The 18,459-nt window shown below is 46.3% G+C and carries 19 protein-coding genes and 2 riboswitches; of the genes, 3 read left to right on the top strand and 16 right to left on the bottom strand.

Annotated elements, in window-relative coordinates; all coding sequences use genetic code 11:
• Positions 1-485: 485 nt before the first annotated feature.
• The 13 genes from IEW67_RS11305 to IEW67_RS11245 all read right to left on the bottom strand — a co-directional run bounded on the left by IEW67_RS11305 (position 486) and on the right by IEW67_RS11245 (position 11,791).
• On the bottom strand, positions 486-1,190 hold the full coding sequence (locus tag IEW67_RS11305; protein ID WP_188633183.1) for a hypothetical protein: 705 nt from the start codon (positions 1,188-1,190) through the stop codon (positions 486-488).
• A 17-nt stretch (positions 1,191-1,207) separates the two neighbouring features.
• Positions 1,208-1,792 (bottom strand): cob(I)yrinic acid a,c-diamide adenosyltransferase, encoded by a 585-nt coding sequence (locus tag IEW67_RS11300; protein WP_188633182.1) that lies wholly within the window; start codon positions 1,790-1,792, stop codon positions 1,208-1,210.
• A 14-nt stretch (positions 1,793-1,806) separates the two neighbouring features.
• Complete coding sequence (locus tag IEW67_RS11295) at positions 1,807-2,253, bottom strand: bifunctional adenosylcobinamide kinase/adenosylcobinamide-phosphate guanylyltransferase (protein WP_188633181.1); 447 nt, start codon at positions 2,251-2,253, stop codon at positions 1,807-1,809.
• On the bottom strand, positions 2,205-2,831 hold the full coding sequence (locus tag IEW67_RS11290; RefSeq protein WP_188633180.1) for a histidine phosphatase family protein: 627 nt from the start codon (positions 2,829-2,831) through the stop codon (positions 2,205-2,207). Before IEW67_RS11290 ends, IEW67_RS11295 begins: the two co-directional genes overlap by 49 nt.
• Entirely contained in the window at positions 2,789-3,595 is an 807-nt protein-coding gene (gene cobS / locus IEW67_RS11285; protein WP_188633179.1) for an adenosylcobinamide-GDP ribazoletransferase, read from the bottom strand. Before cobS ends, IEW67_RS11290 begins: the two co-directional genes overlap by 43 nt.
• On the bottom strand, positions 3,585-4,430 hold the full coding sequence (locus IEW67_RS11280) for a cobyric acid synthase (protein ID WP_188633178.1): 846 nt from the start codon (positions 4,428-4,430) through the stop codon (positions 3,585-3,587). The genes cobS and IEW67_RS11280 overlap by 11 nt, the downstream gene beginning before the upstream one ends.
• Complete coding sequence (locus IEW67_RS11275; RefSeq protein WP_188633177.1) at positions 4,427-4,987, bottom strand: bifunctional adenosylcobinamide kinase/adenosylcobinamide-phosphate guanylyltransferase; 561 nt, start codon at positions 4,985-4,987, stop codon at positions 4,427-4,429. Before IEW67_RS11275 ends, IEW67_RS11280 begins: the two co-directional genes overlap by 4 nt.
• Positions 4,969-6,045 (bottom strand): threonine-phosphate decarboxylase CobD, encoded by a 1,077-nt coding sequence (gene cobD / locus IEW67_RS11270; RefSeq protein WP_188633176.1) that lies wholly within the window; start codon positions 6,043-6,045, stop codon positions 4,969-4,971. The genes IEW67_RS11275 and cobD overlap by 19 nt, the downstream gene beginning before the upstream one ends.
• The gene (gene cbiB, locus IEW67_RS11265; RefSeq protein WP_188633175.1) at positions 6,020-6,985 is read right to left on the bottom strand and encodes an adenosylcobinamide-phosphate synthase CbiB; all 966 of its coding nucleotides are present in this window, start codon (positions 6,983-6,985) and stop codon (positions 6,020-6,022) included. Before cbiB ends, cobD begins: the two co-directional genes overlap by 26 nt.
• Before the next feature lie 3 nt (positions 6,986-6,988).
• On the bottom strand, positions 6,989-8,449 hold the full coding sequence (locus IEW67_RS11260) for an adenosylcobinamide amidohydrolase (RefSeq protein ID WP_188633174.1): 1,461 nt from the start codon (positions 8,447-8,449) through the stop codon (positions 6,989-6,991).
• A gap of 285 nt (positions 8,450-8,734) precedes the next feature.
• Positions 8,735-9,778, bottom strand: coding sequence for a FecCD family ABC transporter permease (locus tag IEW67_RS11255; RefSeq protein ID WP_188633173.1), 1,044 nt, complete (start codon positions 9,776-9,778; stop codon positions 8,735-8,737).
• Positions 9,750-10,736 carry an ABC transporter substrate-binding protein gene (locus IEW67_RS11250; RefSeq protein WP_188633172.1) on the bottom strand — a complete coding sequence of 329 codons (987 nt, stop codon included), beginning with the start codon at positions 10,734-10,736 and terminating at the stop codon, positions 9,750-9,752. Before IEW67_RS11250 ends, IEW67_RS11255 begins: the two co-directional genes overlap by 29 nt.
• 121 nt (positions 10,737-10,857) lie before the next feature.
• Positions 10,858-11,044: riboswitch (cobalamin riboswitch) on the bottom strand.
• Positions 11,045-11,329: 285 nt separating this feature from the next.
• On the bottom strand, positions 11,330-11,791 hold the full coding sequence (locus tag IEW67_RS11245; RefSeq protein WP_188633171.1) for a PTS sugar transporter subunit IIA: 462 nt from the start codon (positions 11,789-11,791) through the stop codon (positions 11,330-11,332).
• A gap of 240 nt (positions 11,792-12,031) precedes the next feature.
• Here IEW67_RS11245 and IEW67_RS11240 point away from each other — a divergent pair, with 240 nt between their 5' ends.
• Positions 12,032-12,961, top strand: coding sequence for a prenyltransferase (locus IEW67_RS11240; RefSeq protein WP_188633170.1), 930 nt, complete (start codon positions 12,032-12,034; stop codon positions 12,959-12,961).
• Positions 12,962-13,056: 95 nt separating this feature from the next.
• On the opposite strand, the gene IEW67_RS11235 is transcribed toward IEW67_RS11240, so the two are convergent.
• The 3 genes from IEW67_RS11235 to IEW67_RS11225 all read right to left on the bottom strand — a co-directional run bounded on the left by IEW67_RS11235 (position 13,057) and on the right by IEW67_RS11225 (position 15,470).
• On the bottom strand, positions 13,057-14,211 hold the full coding sequence (locus tag IEW67_RS11235) for a thiolase family protein (RefSeq protein WP_188633169.1): 1,155 nt from the start codon (positions 14,209-14,211) through the stop codon (positions 13,057-13,059).
• Between the two features lie 183 nt (positions 14,212-14,394).
• A complete protein-coding gene (gene cudC, locus IEW67_RS11230) occupies positions 14,395-14,955 on the bottom strand; it encodes a choline uptake/conversion transcriptional regulator CudC (RefSeq protein ID WP_188633168.1) in 561 nt (186 codons plus the stop codon).
• Positions 14,956-15,041: 86 nt separating this feature from the next.
• Positions 15,042-15,470: a MarR family winged helix-turn-helix transcriptional regulator gene (locus IEW67_RS11225; protein ID WP_188633167.1), complete on the bottom strand. Its 429-nt coding sequence runs from the start codon at positions 15,468-15,470 to the stop codon at positions 15,042-15,044.
• Positions 15,471-15,629: 159 nt separating this feature from the next.
• Between IEW67_RS11225 and IEW67_RS11220 the strand changes: the two genes are divergently transcribed.
• Positions 15,630-16,826: an MFS transporter gene (locus IEW67_RS11220; protein WP_188633184.1), complete on the top strand. Its 1,197-nt coding sequence runs from the start codon at positions 15,630-15,632 to the stop codon at positions 16,824-16,826.
• A gap of 84 nt (positions 16,827-16,910) precedes the next feature.
• Positions 16,911-17,024: riboswitch (SAM riboswitch) on the top strand.
• An 81-nt stretch (positions 17,025-17,105) separates the two neighbouring features.
• On the top strand, positions 17,106-18,422 hold the full coding sequence (locus tag IEW67_RS11215) for a Na+/H+ antiporter NhaC family protein (RefSeq protein WP_188633166.1): 1,317 nt from the start codon (positions 17,106-17,108) through the stop codon (positions 18,420-18,422).
• Positions 18,423-18,459 lie beyond the last annotated feature (37 nt).

Here is an 18,459-nt window from a genome sequence, read left to right as displayed (position 1 = left end):
CGTTTATGCGTACGAGCAGGCATTAGCCGAAAAACCAATTGCCGAAGTGCTGAAGCAATTAAAGCTCACAGCCTGACTTTTAAAGCGATCAAAATCTATAGCCTTATTTTTTAAAATCGGGACCTGTAACAAGGGATAAGTTTGGCCTTTTTTGGGGCTTCATATAAAAATTGCAAGAGTCAAGCCTATTTAGTGCTTTCATGAATCCTCATTCCGTTATTCGGGTAAAAACAAGGGAAATCTAAGGCGAAAAGAGCAAATAACGGAATAAGGATCCGCTAGCGTGCTGAAAATGCTCTAAAAGACGCAAATAGTGGAATGAGGATCCGCTGAAGTTGAATTTCCCACACAGATCAGATCCTCCCTTATGCTATTCGAGCAAAACCGGAACAAAAAAAGAGAATAACGGTTGCATGAGCCTTCATTGAACGACACATCCAAATGCCTCACCGCATAGGGCATCCCGTCAATTCTTTATGGACTGATTATAGCCCAACAGGCACCAATCTATGAAAAAAAGAACCAGCCAGTTCGCTTATTTTCTCTTCATTTCCTTTATCATAGGCAATCAGGAAGCATGTTGCCGGACCGGCTGATTTTTCCAGATCGACTTCAGAGCTCAAATCATCCAAACGCTCCGTCCACCCTCTCCATTCCGCGGTAATTCCCTTTGATCCGACTGGAAGCAATGCTGTCACTGACTCAAACCGGCACAAACGCTGAAATAACCAAAGTGGTGCGATGCGATAAGGTTGTTCCAGGACCTCATTGCCGACCAGTGGTGTTCCGATAACCGCAAAGTCCTTCCCGATCAAAGAGTTGCTTTTAGTTGTCATTAATCGTGTTCCAATTACCGTCAAGCCCAGACCTGACTGCAGACTGGTAAAATTACTTTCGGAGCTGCCGGTGATGGGAAGGTTATTCAAGCCTAGTTCGTTCAGTATCTGCATTACACCATACTTGTAGTCATGCCAGGCCTTGTCATCGGTGAAATTCTGTATGACAACTGCTCGCACGTCACCTCCGGTAGCAAGGCATTCCATGACAGCAACACGGCAGCCAAAATGTCCTACTACGGCATTCGATGTTTGAACCGCGTCATGCGGTTTTTCACCAATAGTTCCACTATTATCCGACGTGATCACGAGTTCCTGTTCAGCCGTCAATGGCAGCACGACAGCATTATTCATTTCAAATCGGCCCCTTTTTAGTTGCGTTTCTTTTTATTGGATCCGCGAAAGACCTTGGCGCTGCGTGCATACTCGATATCCGGAACGTTTGATCTGGCATTGATGACACGTGCAGCTGCGAAAAAGTAGTCTGACAGACGATTCACATATTTTAACGGCACAGACGGAATCCCTTCTTCTGCATTCATAAGTGAAACAATCAATCTCTCAGCTCTGCGTGTTACGGTTCTGGCGATATGGATTGATGACGATGCCTCTGAGCCGCCCGGTAATATAAAACGCTCCAGTTCCGGTGCCTCCTCAATCAATTCATCCATTTTTTCCTCCAGATACGTGATCGGTTCTTCGGTCAATTTATGGTCACGATTTGCTTTGATGTTTGATAGTTCCGAGCCGCAGTCAAACAGCTCATGTTGGATTTTTTCAAGATCTGCCACAATATCCGGAAAAATATCTTTATCCAATTCCGAAATCGCCTTTCCCACAAACGAGTTCGCCTCGTCAATTGTTCCATATGCTTCAACGCGAATATCATCCTTACCCAATCTTCCGCCAACGACACTTGTTTGCCCTTTATCACCTGATTTTGTATAAAGCCGCATAATAATCGCTCCTTTTAAATATAATCATTTTTAATTGTTTGCGCGATGCCATACCAGATTACATCAGCCCGTTCGGCTTGTGCCACAATGTCCTGATAAACCCACCCGGTTACATCCCTTAAGTATCGTTGTCGTTTATCCATTGGCACAATCCCTTTGGACGTATCTGTGCCGATGATGACAAGCCGCCTGCAGCTGTTCGCCTGTTCCCACTCCAACCAGACCCCAAGCTGATCCATGACACGTTGACGCAGTGTATAAGGTGAAAACGCTGAATCGATTTGTGTCCTGATCCATTCTTCAAGTCCTTCCAATACAGCAAGCGACGGGATATAATTTTGCAACGGTTTCGTTAGTGCATCTGACGAATAGGCGCTCAGCCATATATAATGTTCGGCAGCATAGTGATCTTTCACCCATTTTCGTTTCCCATTGTAGGCACCACCTGTAATGAAGTGCATCGGCCGCCCTCCCTCCAATTATGATATGTCCAGCAAAGTCTGATTCCGCTGCCATGCGGGACTTGCCATTCCCAAAAATGTCTCGCTTCATCAGCAAGCTTTGTTAATAACAAACGAATAACGCCGCCATGTGTCACAAGCAAAACTTCCCGGTGACCCGCATGATGAATGGTTTTCGTCAATGATTGCCAGCCAATCATTACTCTTTTTTCCATATCGGCAAAACATTCACCATCTGGCGGCCGCTTGGAAAAGGGATCTGAAAGCCAGTTTTGGTACGTTTTGTCCTGACAAAGGTCTGCGTATGTTTTGAATTCCCATTGACCAAAATGCATTTCGCGAAATGCATCACTTTCCATGTGCTTTAAGTTTGGACAAAGGATTTCAACGGTTTGCCTGCAGCGTGCCAAGTCACTTGATAAACAGTAATCATAGCTTGGCATGGACGATTGCAGCGCTTTTAACGTCTTGTGGGCGTACTCTGTTATCGGCACATCATACCACCCCAGATATGTCTGTTCGCGATTTGCCTGTGTTATGCCATGACGAAAAAGTGTAACAGCCACATAACAATCCATAATACCAACTCCATCCCTTCTGAACTTGCGCCCAATGTATCACCCGATATACCGCCGAAATGCTTCTTTATTTTCCCGGCAATGATATAGCCTGTTATAAGTGTACAACTTACGAGGATAATGTAACTTGACAATAATTCCATCTTTAATAAGCCTATCACGATACCAATGATAATGACATACGCACCATAAACGACTCGGAATGACTGATTTGCCCCCTGTTTGAAAAAGTGGGCCATACCGGTATCCCGCGCTGTTGGCAGCAGTTGCAGGTAGGAGCCCATCAGCATTTTCCCAAAGAACGGCACCAGTATGACCAATACATATGTCCACACATTTGCCATAGTAATGATTTCATATAACATCACAAAACGTACGCCAAGAAATACGACGATAGCCAGGACGCCAAATGCGCCAACACGCGGATCTTGCATAATTTCCAGCCGCTTTCCGAGATCTCTATATGAGAAATAGGCATCGCTTGTATCAATGAATCCGTCAAGATGAATCCCGCCTGATAACACAATTAATACTAGCCATAAAACGAGTGCAATCGAGACAGTCGAAAAGGATGTCAAACAGAGAAGCGCTGCCAAAATAGATGCATAGATGACGCCCTGCAGCAGCCCGAGCAGCGGGAATGTCCTTAGTGCATATGACAGATAGAAACGGGTCATCGGGAGCTCATGTTTGATCGGAATACTGGTGAAAAACTGCAGATTAATGGCCATACCGAACAAAATACCTCGTAAACTAGTGAGCATGTGTGTCACCCTGCATAATGGTCAATAATTTCTTCCAATCCAGATACTTTTCCAGATGTGTTGCCAGTTTTTCATAATCAGCACCATTGAGCATGCTAGTGGTCGTGAGTCCTTCCGATGCAGCTAAACCATCTTCGTCAGCCAGGTTATGGTCGACGTACGGAATAACCCCCAGCACAGGGATACCAGTATAAGTCTCAAGCCAGTTGCTGCCCGAGGTAAACGTGGTGACGTCGCCATGAAATTTATTGATAAGCAGGCCTTTCACCCGGCTTCTTTCTTCCGGCTCCAGTAAGGCGAGTGTTCCGACAATACTGGCAAAGGCACCTCCCCTATCAATATCTGCGGTCAGAATAACAGGAACATTTGCGATATTCGCCAGAGCCATATTGGCAAGATCACGCGCCTTCAAGTTCATCTCGACAGGACTGCCTGCTCCTTCAAGAAAAATGAGGTCATACTGTGCATCCAACTGCTTTAATGCCGATTCAATCGTCTGTCGTGCTTGTTTGTAATAAAACGTTTGATAGTCACCGCCATGGATTGTGCTGATTTTCTCACCCATGAAAATGACTTCAGACAGATGATTCTCAGAAGGTTTTAATACAATCGGGTTCATGATAACGGATGGGGAAAGCTTTGCCGCTGCAGCTTGTTGAGCCTGTGCCATGCTCATTTCCTTTCCACTTTCTGTCAGGATCGTGCGGTTGGACATATTTTGTGCCTTGAATGGTGCAGTGGCATACCCCTTTTTGTTGAATAACCGGCACATGGCGGTTGTGAGCAGGCTTTTTCCCACATTTGACGCGGTCCCTTGTATCATGACTCCTTTCACGATGCTGCTCCTTTCTTGCAAATCGGTAATCCATTTTCCAACAAAAAGACCGTATCTGCGTAATAAACGATTTGTTGATGAACGTTACCAAGTATGTATTGATAATTTCGTGTGAAGGACTCTGAATGTGGCATCCCTTGTGTTACTTCATTGGAGACCACGATCAATGCAGCCGCTGTCTCTTGAAGACAGGTGATGTCCGTTAAAATAGATTCTATCGCGTTTGGGGGGTCATCCAGAGCGCAATCAAATAAATAATTGTTTAATAGGCTCGTCACACAATCCAGTACAAGGATATCCTGTTTTGAAAAATATCCGGCAATACACTGCAAATGATACGGGCATTCCCACGTTTTCCAATGAACGGGTACGCTCTCTCGGTTTGCCTGATGACGGGCAATCCGTTCAGCCATCTCTTCATCAGATGGCATCCCGCACGCTATATAATGCAGTTTTGCTTCTGATTTCCTGCTTAATTCTATAGCCTTGTTCTCTGCATACGAACTCTTCCCGCTCCGGACCCCGCCCGTAACAAAGATCAGTTCCCCTGTTTCCATTCGAATAACGCCTCCATTAAACGATTATTTTCCGTTTCCCTTTTAACAGCTGCACGAAGCCAAGTTCCGTGAAGTCCAGGAAAGTTATAAGTATGCCTAAGTACCAGTCCTTTACGTAATAAAAATAAAAATAGTGTCTCCTGGTCGTCGAGGGAAGGGTCTTTGAACAGATAAAAATTAACCGCTGATGGGCTGTGCAGGAATCCTCTATCACTGAGGTAAGACAATAACCGGGCCCTTTCTGCCTCCATATATGACCGCGCCTGTTCGCTGTGTCCGCTGTCATTCAAACACAATGTTCCTGCTTTTAAAGCAATGGCATTGAGGCTCCATTGCGGCTGGCTTTTTTGAATGCGTGCAAGAAGCTCCGGGGATCCTGCCAGATATCCCAGGCGCAGTCCTGCGATACTGTACATTTTGGTGAGCGATCGCAAAACCAGTAAAGACGAGAAATCGCCCGCTTTTTGAATGGATGTGACCGGGCTGGAAGCGAAATCGTAAAACGCCTCATCGATGATCAACAGCGTTTTTGACCGCTCACAACCATCGATCAACCAATCGATGGCTGAGCTGTCATATTGCACCCCTGCCGGATTATTGGGGTGACAAAAGAAAACAGCATCAACGACTTTTATTTTATGCTGCAGTGCTTCTTTATCTAACTGCCAGTTCGGGGGATGAACGATATGGTGAAGAATCGTGCAGTTTTCGTTACTGCAGGCTGACTCATATTCGGAAAAAGTCGGATGGACAATCAACACCTTTTTCCCGTGAAGATAACGGGCAATTAACGTAATGAGTTCCGATGCACCATTTCCCGCCAGCACATGAGATGCAGGCACACCGTCATGGGTGGAAATCGCCTCTTTCAGTTCTGAGGCTGACGGATCCGGATAATCAGCAATCTCTTTCAGCCAACTTTCCCAGTGGTGTTTGATCGCAGCAGGTGCGCCCAGCGGATTAATATTGACACTAAAATCAATTATCTCCGCAGGGCTGTCCATGCCCAACGCGCTGAACAAATGCTCCGGATTAGAGCCATGTGCCGGCAATCGCATAACATCCTCCCCCTATCCATGTAAGTATAAAAAAGAATCCAACAGAACGTTCCATAATCGAAATGGCATCCTCAATATGCCGCATTTGCAAAGGTATCTGCGGCAGGCCCATCACAGCCCGTTCCGATTTAATGCCCTGATAATAGTTCGTGCCTCCGAGCTGAACCCCCAGAAGAAGTGCCACGGCCGCTTCTCCCCAGCCGCTGTTCGGGCTTGGATGCTTAGCAGCTTCGCGTTTCAATTCGCAAAGAGCCTGTCGTGTTGTCAGGAAAAAAGACGTACCGGCAACAATCATACAAACACCGGTAATACGGCTTGGAATCCAGTTAACCATATCGTCAAATCGCGCTGATGCCCAGCCGAAATCGCGGTACCGGTCGTGTGTGTAGCCAACCATCGAATCACATGTATTCACCGTACGATAAACCATCGCCAGAGGAGCCCCGCCGAATAATGCCCAGAATAACGGAGCGGTAACACCATCACTGACATTTTCGGCAATGGTTTCAACCGTTGCTCTGGTCATGCCGCTTTCATGCAATATGTGAGTATCCCGGCTGACAATCATGGAAACCTGCTGCCTGGCCACTTCTATATTACCGGCATGTAATGGTCGATAGACGTTCAACGCTGCTTTTTTTAAATCGTTTTGAGCGATTGTTGTCGCAATAAGCACCGACTCGGCTGCAATGCCTGCAACGGCATGCCATTGATAAGCTCCCCACACAACCAGACATGTCACCAAAAATACGGATAGCATCACGACAATAAGCATCATAATGCCTTTAACCTTTCGCCGTTTTCCCTTATTTAAACGACGGTCGAACCAGTCGATGAACGATCCGACCCAACGCACCGGATGGGGCCATGAAGGCGGATCACCGATCATCTTATCGATCAGAAGAGCCAATGTGATACTGCATAAATGGTAAATAAGCATGGGCTACCTCGCTTGATAACGCGTGATGGCTTTTTTTGTTTCGCTGTAAACGCTTTGCCCGATCACGTGTCCAAGCTTTGTTGCAGTCCCGGCATATGGTGAATGTCCGCCCTGCTGCGTGGACGCCACCAGAATACTATCTGTTGAGGTACCGGTCGCGATGGTATTTGTCCGTTTATCTTTGATATCCATTTCCCGGAGTGCCTGCGCTTTGGCTTCGGTGGCCGTCATGATTGCCTGGATGTACGCCTCGTCTGTTACATGTCCGTTGATAATCAACCATATATTGATCGTTCCCGGTGTTGCAGAATGCGTCATCCCGACTGATCGCGCACTGTCGGTTGCATTACCAACGCCAGCCGTTACGACAGTAAATAGGGAAACGCCATCCTTTTCCCACAGGCTGTAAGCAGCATCTGCCAGCTGTACTGCAGTCATCATCCCGACTGTCTGTGCTGGGTCGAACCCGTTCGTTTCCAGGTATTGTTGCATCTCCGCCTCTGGATCAGAACAATCATAGTCATCCGGTACATGACGATTGACCAACGTATTATGCCAGCCAATGCCAGAGCCGCACACACCCGATGATAATGTCCGTAGTGGAATAGGTGAGGTTAGGGTGATATGCGCCTCCTTAATATTTAACATCGATGGACCGATTGTGACCGTTCGCGCTGAACCGTCAACCTTTTCCGGAAGTAGATGCATTTGCGGCTTTGCAACCGCCGGATGTGGGTATCTGGTCACATTTGTCTTGTAGACTTCTTTAATGAGGTCCTCAGTCAAGACGCTATCAGGAGTATGGATGACCCGCTCCCGGCCCTCATGCAGCAACAGTAAACGATCACAGTAAAGACTGGCAAGATTCAGATCATGAAAAATCGAAACAACGGTTAATCCTTCTTGGCTGACCTCTTTTTTCAACAAATCCAACAAATTCTTCTGATACGCCAAATCGAGATGATTGGTCGGCTCATCAAGCAACAGTAAATCAGGTTGCTGTGCCAATGCTTGTGCCAGAAACACCCGCTGCTGCTCCCCGCCCGACAACTGCTGCACTGTCTGATGCTGAAAAACAGTGATATTCGTCTGCTCCATCACCGTTTGAAGCACGCGTTCATCCTCAGATGTCCATGATTGAAAAAATCCTTGATGATGTGCATACCGTCCAAGTGCTACCGTTTCTCTGACTGTATACGCGAATGCATGTGCCGTCAGCTGCGGAAGGACGGCCATTCGTTTTGCTAACATTTTACGGGAAAATTCATTTATATCGCGTTTATTCAACTGGATAGTCCCCGATGTGCAAGGGATGATACCGCTGATCATTTTCAGCAGCGTCGTTTTGCCACTTCCGTTGGGTCCCAATATCCCAAAAAATTCACCCGGTGAGACGGAGAAATTGACATCATTAATGACAGGATGCTCCGTATAGCCACCTGACACATACTCCAGATCCAACATGACACCCCTCCTTCCCAAAGTTATCGTCGGAACAGCACCGGGCCTCGCGCGAAATTTCCGTGAGCTCGCGCGAAATTTCCGTGGCCTCGCGCGAAATTACCATGAGCTCGCGCGAAATTTCCGTGAGCTCGCGCGAAATTACCGTGAGCTCGCGCGAAATTACCATGAGCTCGCGCGAAATTTCCGTGGCCTCGCGCGAAATTACCATGGCCTCGCGCGAAATTCCTGTGAGCTCGCGCGAAATTTCCGTGAGCTCGCGCGTTCAGATGGTGATACCGCGCCCATTCATGTTTTTCGTTGCTGCATTAAAATAAGTGCAAACACCGGTGCGCCAATTAATGCTGTGATTACACCAATCGGCAGGACAGTTGGGGATATAATGGTTCGTGATATAAGGTCTGTCAGCATCAAAAAGCCCGCTCCGGTTAAAATGGACAACGGCAGAAGGTGAACATGATCCGGTCCCCACAGGCGCCTTGTTAAATGAGGAATGACCAGCCCGACGAAGCCGATGGCCCCGGAAACAGCCACTGCCGCTCCCGTCAGGATTGAGCCGGCAACGAGAATTACCAGCTTCCGTTTTGCGACATCGACACCCAAGTGCTGTGCCCGTTCTTCACCAAATGACATCGCATTCAGTTCTCTACTGCTAACGAGCAGCAATAACGAACCGACAATGAAGAACGGTACAATAATCCCAATATAACTCCATCCCCTCATTGATACACTGCCAAGCAGCCAGCCCATAATTTGCTGCAGTTCATCACCCGTCAGCGCGATAATCAAGGATATAAATGAACCCAAAAAGGAACTGAAAATGATCCCCGTTAATATAATCGTCTCGACCCGCATCGTCCGGTCGACTCTTCTGGCAAAAAACAATACAAGTAAGATTGTAAGCAGCGCAGCCACAATACTTAAGACAGGCAGCGTGTAAAGACCAAGCAGCGGTATTGACAAGTTGAAAAAAAGTGTCGCAACTGCTCCCACAGAAGCTCCCGAAGAAACACCTAATATATACGGATCTGCCAACGGATTCCGCAGCAGACCCTGGAATGCAGCTCCCGCAATCGCAAGCGAGGCGCCAACCAGTCCGGCAAGAAGCACTCTCGGCAAGCGAATTTGGGACACAATGTTCACATACATCGAATCAACCTGATCAGCTATCGGCAAGCGAAAAACATGTGCACCAATAATTTTGACGATATCTAAAACAGGAACAGCTACACTGCCGACGGATATCGCCGTCAGCATGGATACAATCAAACATGCAAGTGCCGACACATAGGCAAATACATGATTATTCTTTAAAAAGTTCCGGATAGACAACTTTGGCGATCTCCTTTGCACCTTCCACTAACCGTGGACCCGGACGGCTTACAAGATCGGAATTGACATCAAACACCTGCTCATTCGCTACCGCATTTACATCTCCCCAGCCATCACGACTCATGACTTGTTTTTCCGGGTTGTCCTCATAATCGCCGTATGTTGTGATAATAACATCAGGATTCAATTCCACAATGGACTCAGGATCAATTTTTACCCAACCATCCATTTCTTTTGACGCGTTTTCAGCATGGACAACCTCCAATAAGGAATCAAAAAACGTATTTTGACCTGCCGTAAAAATCTCCGGTGCAGGTGCTACTTCAAAGAAAACAGACTGACGCTTATCGTCACTTATTTCCGCTGTTTTTTCACTCAGTGCAGCAAATTCTTCTTTCATATTACTGGTGATGTCGTTCGCTTTCTTTTCCGTACCGGTTATGTGCCCAATCTGTTTGATCGAGTCGTACGTCTGTTCAATATTCTGCGCATCAGAAACAACAAACACATTGATACCGGCATCCCGCAGTTGTTTTAAGGCCGCTTTGGAATTATGTGCACCGGAAGCATGCGCCAGCACAAGATCCGGTTCCAGGCTGAGAATCACTTCCACATTCAGCTCCATACCGCCGACTTTCTTTTTTTCCTTCACTTCTTTCGGATAATTATCATGGTCGGAAACACCGACGATTTCATCCCCCAACCCAAGCGCAAAAGCAATTTCAGTATTACTTGGAATCAACGAAACAATCCGCTCCGGTTTCTCATCTAACGTCATTTCATTATCCAGCGCATCTGTCACCGTTAACGGAAAAGCCGATTCATCCGCCTCTGTTTGCTCTGTGTTGTCATCCGTATTCTCCGCTCCCTGTTCTGAATCCAAACTGTCAGAACTGCAGCCTGCCAACAAGCCAAGCGTCAGCACGAATAATAGAAAAAATGATAAAATCCTTTTCACTTTAATCCCCCCATTAATTTTGCATCATAAAAAAACATCTTCACGAGAAATGAAGATGGCTATGTAAAAGAGCAGTCAGGCAAACCTGTCCCTTTACACCCTCCTATTCCTCGTAGGCTTTGGTGCACAAAGGTAACAGGCAGGTCTCCTGACTCATGGTCATCACCGGCTGCACCTTCCCATACATATCATGCACAGTGGTCTCTGCAGCCAGGCTCACACATACAGTGGCGGGACCGCGCTGGATTCTCACCAGCTTCCCTTATACGATTTCACATATTGAAATCACCTGTACCCCAAATTATGAAGTTATTCGCTAGTTCCAATTATACATAATCCTGCAAAACCTGTCACGTTTCTTTTGCAGGTCAACATTGCCCGTAAATGATAACGTTCATGTGTGCTGAAATGGTCTCGTTCAGACGGGCAGATATCACGCGATTCACTGTTTTCCGTCTTCTTTGTCTATGTTTAATCTGATATACTAAACCCAATGGTTAATATGCGCAGTGACACGTGGAATAGACGACATAGATTAGATTGGACAGACAGAGCCTGCGCATCCCGCAAACACCACAAAACAGCACCATCCATTATTCATTCGTGCGCATATGCCGTTGAATCAATTTTGTCAGAGAGGCTTTTCGCCCGTCCCAATCGGCCAGTGACTGATTAAATTGCTCGTTTTCAAAACAGGTGAACAATTTCCGGAGCCATGTTAAATGCTCACCGGATTCGGGGACAGTCAACATAAAAACGAACGAAACATTCACCTCTTTATGGTAGTCCCCCATCTGCCGGAAAACAACCGGATGCTTTAGGGGAGCCACCAACAGACTTTGCTTGATGGCAAATTCCGGGTCTGTATGCGGAACAGCAACGCCGCACGGTTGTACCGGCAATCCGGTAGGCAGTTCCATTTCCCGCTCGGTGATTTTTTCTGGAAAGTTTTTCGTTGCGAGTCCCTGAAATACCAGGAAATCACTCATATACTTCAGTGCTTCCTGATCAGTCAGTACATTTAGCTTCATTATTTGAATTTCTGAGTTGTCCATTTTGTCACCCCTAAACGAAAATATCGGTCAAACAAGCGTTCTGCTCCTGCAGCTTAACCGGGTAGCTTCTCTTTGTCCATATTATACAAGAAAGCGTATACGACTAGATAGGGGGTTGATTAACATTCGGCGTGATCAGAACCGGGCCTTGGGCTGAGTCTCCCCGGTTGCCTTGACATATTCAAGCGGTGGTAGTAATGCTGCCTGTGAAATCAGGATCAAAAAGGAGGTCAGAAAAAGATGAACCAAACATTCCCTGCCCTAATCAAAACAAGCTTTATTCTTTTACGGTCAATAGCAGTCGTCTCTTCCAGCGTTACGACAATCGTTTCTACAATTCTCCCCATATTTTTGTATTATTCGGTGCCAAACAGTAGACTGCTGTCTGTATTTCTGTTGCTTGTGTTTGGGGCCTTCCTTATTCATGGTGTGCTTACACATGTCCTGAACGACTATACTGACCACGCTTCGGGAACTGATCAGAACAGTCCGGCTATTTTGTCAGGTGGAAGCCGGGTCATTCAAACCGGGATCATGTCTGCTTCCTCACTCGGGATACTGGGAAAATGGCTTGCCTTGTCACTTAGTTTGGTGGTCATTGCGTGCATTATGTTTGGTTACTATAAAATAGCACTGTTGCTTGCAGTGGGGTTGTGGGGCGCCATTTCGTATTCGCTCCGTCCGTTGCGGCTCAGTTATCGCCCCTTTATTGGCGAATGGCTGTCACTTTTCCCGTCGATTTTCGTACTTGGGTTGGGGGGTGCCTGGCTGACATTGGATTCGATCCCTGTATGGGCCCTGCAAAATGCCACCATCAATGCATTGTTTTGTATGGCTTGGGTAATGGTTCATCATATCCCGGACCGTGAAGCTGACAGAATAGCTTCTCCTGTCAAAAAAACAAGTGTTGTATGGGCTGTTGAACATTTTGGAACTGAATACAGCCGGCTCCCCGCCCTAATATATTTTGTGCTGACCGGCTTATGTGCCATATGGCTGGGAATCGAACGTATCTGGGCAATGTTTGGAACACTCGCCGTGGCAGGAGCCGCCATTTTTTTCGTTTTGACAATGCAAGTGGACAATCATGACCAGGTTTCAGCAAACGAAAAAATCATCCTGATACTTGCTATGGTTAATGGTGTTTGGCTTGGTATATTCATTTATTAGAAAAACAGACGCAGGGACTCAAGGAAATGCTTTGGAGCGTATGTGAATCGCTGTCGACTTTCACCACAGTTGTCCGTTCTCCCCCAAGATTCCTTTCACACGTCCAGTCGTTCAATTATGGTGGCGTTTGCCATTCCGTGACCTTCACACATCGTTTGCAGTCCATATCGTCCACCGGTCCGTTCTAACTCATAAAGCATTGTAATCATTAAACGTCCACCACTTGCCCCGAGAGGATGTCCCAGTGCAATAGCGCCACCGTTTGGATTTAATTTCTCAGGATCCGCTCCGGTTTCCTCAAGCCAAGCCATTGGAACCGACGCAAATGCCTCATTCACTTCAAAAACATCCATATCATCGATCCCAAGTCCAGCCTTACTTAATACCTTTTGTGTAGCTGGTATCGGGCCCGTTAACATGAATGTTGGATCAGACCCTATGACAGAGCGGGCAAGTACGCGGAATTTGGGTTTTAATCCCAGTTCCTCTGCTCTTTCCCTGGACATCAATAAGAGAGCATTAGCACCATCGCTGATCTGACTGGCATTTCCAGCCGTTATACTTCCATCTTCCCGAAACGACGGCTTAAGTGATTGCAATTTCTTTAAGCTCGTATCTTCACGTGGGCCTTCATCATGTGTCATGGTCGTCGTTGTCCCGTCTGAGAGCGTTACATCCAAAGGCATGATTTCCTGTTCGAAGTGTCCTTTATTTCGCGCGTTCATGGCTTTTTGGTGACTTTTCAAAGCGAAGGCATCCATGCTTTCACGGCTAAAACCCCATTTTTCTGCAATCCGGTCAGCGGACAAGCCTTGATGAATCATTTCATAGTTGCTGGTTAATTCAGGACTAAAATCAACTCCCTGGCGATTGGAACCTATTGGCACACGCGACATGCTTTCAATACCGCCGGCCACAACAACATCCATATCCCCGCTGATGATCGCCTGGGCAGCAAAATGAACAGCCTGCTGACTCGATCCGCATTGACGGTCCACCGTTGTCCCCGGCACCTCGACTGGGTATCCTGCTGTTAAGGCGGCAATTCTGGCGATATCCAGGGACTGTTCCCCTACTTGTGACACACAGCCAAGGATGACATCCTCTATCATATCTTTAGAAATGCCGGCCCGTTTCACCACCTCTTCCAGCGGCATGGCGGCAAGCACATCAGCACGCACCTCGCTCAGGGCACCATTCCGCTTGCCTACCGGTGTCCGCACCGCTTCCACAATCACTGCTTCACGCATATGTCTTCCTCCCCTTTTGTCATAATCATTATTCAGCAAGACCACTTTCCGAGCCACCTTGCTCCGGAGCAAGGCATTTTCCTCGGATAACCCAATTATTTTGAAAGCGATATCATTTTTCTTGACCCATTATTCATTATTGATTTTACATATTTCGGGCTTTCATTTTTATACCTTTTGCAATTAGGTTCCTGGTTCTTCCACAGGTAACAGGTCAAAAATTTCACCCGACTCGATTGAATCGGCAAGTTTTTGAAGCCAGTAACAATATTTTTTATAATCCACTAGCTGTTGAAGGTCTTGCCTGGCCTGATTTTTTAACGATTCCTCGACGGTTTCATCTTCTATAACTTCCTTCAGTTGAGTTTCCGCCTTTTCAATAGCAATAAGATTTAATTCAGCTTCCCGCTTCCACTTACCTCCAAAAAAATGGCCGAAATAATTAAAGAAGTTTTTCTCTGCCATAAAGTGATCTTTCCTTGACCCTTTTTGCCATATTTTCCGGACAATATTGATATCCTGTAGATTACGGACCGCCGTGCTCATACTCGGTTTCGTCATACCAAGCTCATCCTTCATTTCATCAAGCGTCATTGGATGATGTGTAAAATACATGGTGGCATAAAGCCGGCCGATTGACGGTGTTACACCGTACAAATCCATCGTTTCGGCAATGGCGTTAATGACTTCCTCTTCGGCGTAGCTGACTTTCGATTCAGCGGAAAGCTGTTCATTGTTCTCCATAGGTACCTTCCTTTCCAATTTCCTTTATGCAGTGCAGATGTCTTGTTTGAACGTTGATAGAATTTATTATTGCATCATGCACAGTTCTAATAATCCATTTGCTCAAGGATGGCATTATATTTTTGCAGCAATTTTCCGAAATGCGTGCGTTCCTGTTCTGACCAATCCTTCAAAATATGGGCTAAATAATGATAACGCTTCTGTGCGTATGCCTTCATCTCTGCTATCCCTGATGCCGTAATCTGATAAAAGTATGCTCTGCCATCATCCGGATTGGGGATTTTTTCTATCCATTGGGACCGGACAAGTGCTGAGGCTTGTCTGCTCACCGTTGAATCATCAAGGTGCAATTCTTCTGCCAGTCTTTTCACACCAATTGGACCATGATTATAAAGTTCACGCAACAGGATATATGCGGAGCGTTCCAGATTTCCAAATCGCTTTTCAGTCAATGTCACACGTCTTACAAAAACGCTTATTTCCTGTTCAATTAATGTCAAGGATTCATCATCCATGATACCACCTCACTATTATCCTATAATCAATTATACTTGTGGGCAAGCAATATATAATTGCACTATACAATTATATAGTTGTATGGTACAATCATTTCTTGAATGAAACACCGTTAAATAGATTGGAGTTTTGATATGCAACAAGTAAGACCATTGGATATGAAAGACATAAATGAGGAGTTTAATGAACAAAACAGTCATATTTTGAAACAGCCAAAATCGGTATGGGCTGTATTTTTTGCTGCTATTATTGCATTTATGGGACTTGGGCTTGTCGATCCAATTCTTCCGGCGATTGCTGAGCAGCTCGATGCCGCACCGAGCCAAGCGACCTTGTTGTTCACAAGCTATAACGCTATTATGGCAGTGGCCATGCTTATTACAGGTACGATTTCGTCTCGAATTGGATTAAAAGGTACACTCTTATGCGGCATTGTCATCATCGCACTGTTTTCAGGACTTGGCGGCCTATCTAATGGTATATGGGCGCTTGTTGCTTTGCGCGGTGGCTGGGGCCTTGGTAACGCGCTATTTGTGGCAACGGCTCTGACTGCCATCGTAACACTTTCCAAAAGCGGTAATGTCAAAGCCGTCATTTTGTACGAAGCTGCCATTGGTCTGGGAATTTCAGTCGGTCCTCTTCTGGGCGGCTGGCTTGGGGCTATGTCGTGGAGGGGCCCTTTCCTTGGTGTTGCGACACTTATGGTGATTGCGTTTATCGGATTAACGACTTTAATGCCAAAAGCTGAGAAAACGCAAACTGCCAAATCGAAAACATCCATAAAAGATCCATTCAGGGCATTAAAACATCCTTCACTTTTAGTATTTGGTATCGCAGCAGCTTTTTATAATTATGGATTCTTCACACTACTGGCATTTGCACCGTTTATTTTGGGATTGGATGAACACGGTCTTGGATTTGTCTTCCTGGGGTGGGGCCTGTTACTCGCTATTACCTCCGTTGTAATGGCTCCAAGGTTGCAGGAACACTTCGGTGTGGTAGGGCCAATGGCTGTCATGCTCATATTGTTTGCGGGCGCTCTATTCGCAATGGGCGTGTGGCATGAAACACAATGGCTTGTTATTACAGCAGTCGTCGCTGCAGGAGCAATGCTTGGCAATAATAATACGCTGATAACAACTGCGGTGATGAATGCTACCGATGTCGACCGTTCAACTGCCTCGGCTTCCTATAGTTTCCTCCGCTTTATCGGTGGTGCCATTGCCCCATTCGCCGCGGGGAAACTGGCAGAAATATACAACCCGGCCATGCCATTCATCGTAGCCGCTGTCTGTGTGTTCGGCGCGATGCTGATTATGGTTATCAACTATGAACATATTAAACACGTTCGGTAGTTTCAGCGTCGAATTCATAATCACGACGTCTTGACACATCTGCAATCCTGAATTATACTTTTTATCTGACAGCTAATTTCATATCACTTATCCAGAGTGGCTGAGGGATCTGGCCCTGCGAAGCCCGGCAACCTGCACAAATGTTTGTAAGGTGCCAATTCCAGCAAATCGCGTTTCAAGCGTTTTGAAAGATAAGGTGTCCGGACTAACGCCTTCCAAAACGGAGGGCTTTTTTATTTTCATTCAAGAAAGCGGACAACCTAGAATGGAGGAATAGAAATGGATACATCGGACATGAACAAAGGACGCGCATCGGGATTATTACCATTTATTATTTTTCTGCTTCTGTTTATTGGTTCCGGCGTCGTCAGTGGGGATTTTTATAAGTTACCGGTACTCGTTGCGGTCTTTATCGCTATATTGGCTGCTTTATTTATGAACAGGAAAATCGCCATTAACGACAAGCTTGACTATTTAACCAAGGGAGCCGGGCACCCGAACATCATGCTTATGGTGATTATTTACCTGCTGGCAGGTGCTTTCTCTGCAGTTGCCGAAGGAGTTGGCGCTGTTGAATCCACAGTTAATCTGGGCCTGACCTTCTTGCCGGGAAATTTGCTGATTGTGGGCCTGTTTATCATTGGCTGTTTCATCTCCATTTCCATGGGGAGTTCTGTCGGTACAGTCGTGGCACTTGCTCCGATAGGGGTGGGGCTTGCCGATCAGACAGAACTGGGCACTGCCCTGATTTTAGGAGCTATCATCAGTGGTGCGATGTTCGGTGATAATTTATCCATTATTTCAGATACAACCATCGCCTCTGTTAAAACACAGGCTGTCAAAATGAGTGATAAATTTAAGGTGAATATTTTTATTGCCTTGCCTGCTGCTATCGTCACCGCTATCATTTTTGGCATTTTAACGTGGAATGCCGGTGGATCGATCAGTGGTGATCATCCTTACGACCTGTTCAAAATACTCCCTTATCTGGCTGTACTCGTCTTTGCGGTTGCTGGGGTTAACGTCATTTACGTACTAATCGGCGGCATTGTGTTTTCCGGGGCAGTCGGCCTTGCTTACGGGAAGTTCCAGGTCATGGAATTTTTGAAACTGTTGGGCGATGGTATGGCCGGTATGCAGGAGCTGGCACTGTTATCAATTTTACTTGGCGGATTAGTTGAATTGGTTCGTGTGAATGGCGGTATTGACTTTCTGCTGCATGCCATCAGTAAACGAATTCATTCAAGAAAAGGTGCTGAAGCAGGCATTGCAGGCCTTGTCAGTGTTTTTGACGTGTCAACCGCCAACAACACCATTGCAATTATCAGTATTGGATCCTTGGCCAAACAGATTTCCGAACGATTCGATGTTGATCCCCGCCGGTCAGCAAGCGTGCTGGATATTTTCGGGAGCGCTTTTCAAGGGATTTTGCCCTACGGTGCTCAATTATTGGCAATTGCTGGTGTTGCGGAAATATCGCCTGTTTCCATCATGCCTTTCGCTATTTACCCGGTTCTGCTTGGAGTAGCCGGCATAATCGCCATTGCAACAGGATACCCACGCTTTTCCACATGGGAAAGTCAAAAAAGTCATTAGCGTGACGGACACATTTCTCCTATTATGCCAAGTTAAC

Origin of the sequence: Lentibacillus kapialis, from assembly GCF_014646635.1 — a bacterium.
Classification (GTDB): domain Bacteria; phylum Bacillota; class Bacilli; order Bacillales; family Amphibacillaceae; genus Lentibacillus; species Lentibacillus kapialis.
Note: the sequence above shows the minus strand (reverse complement) of the source record. Positions and strands in the feature narration are given on the sequence as shown.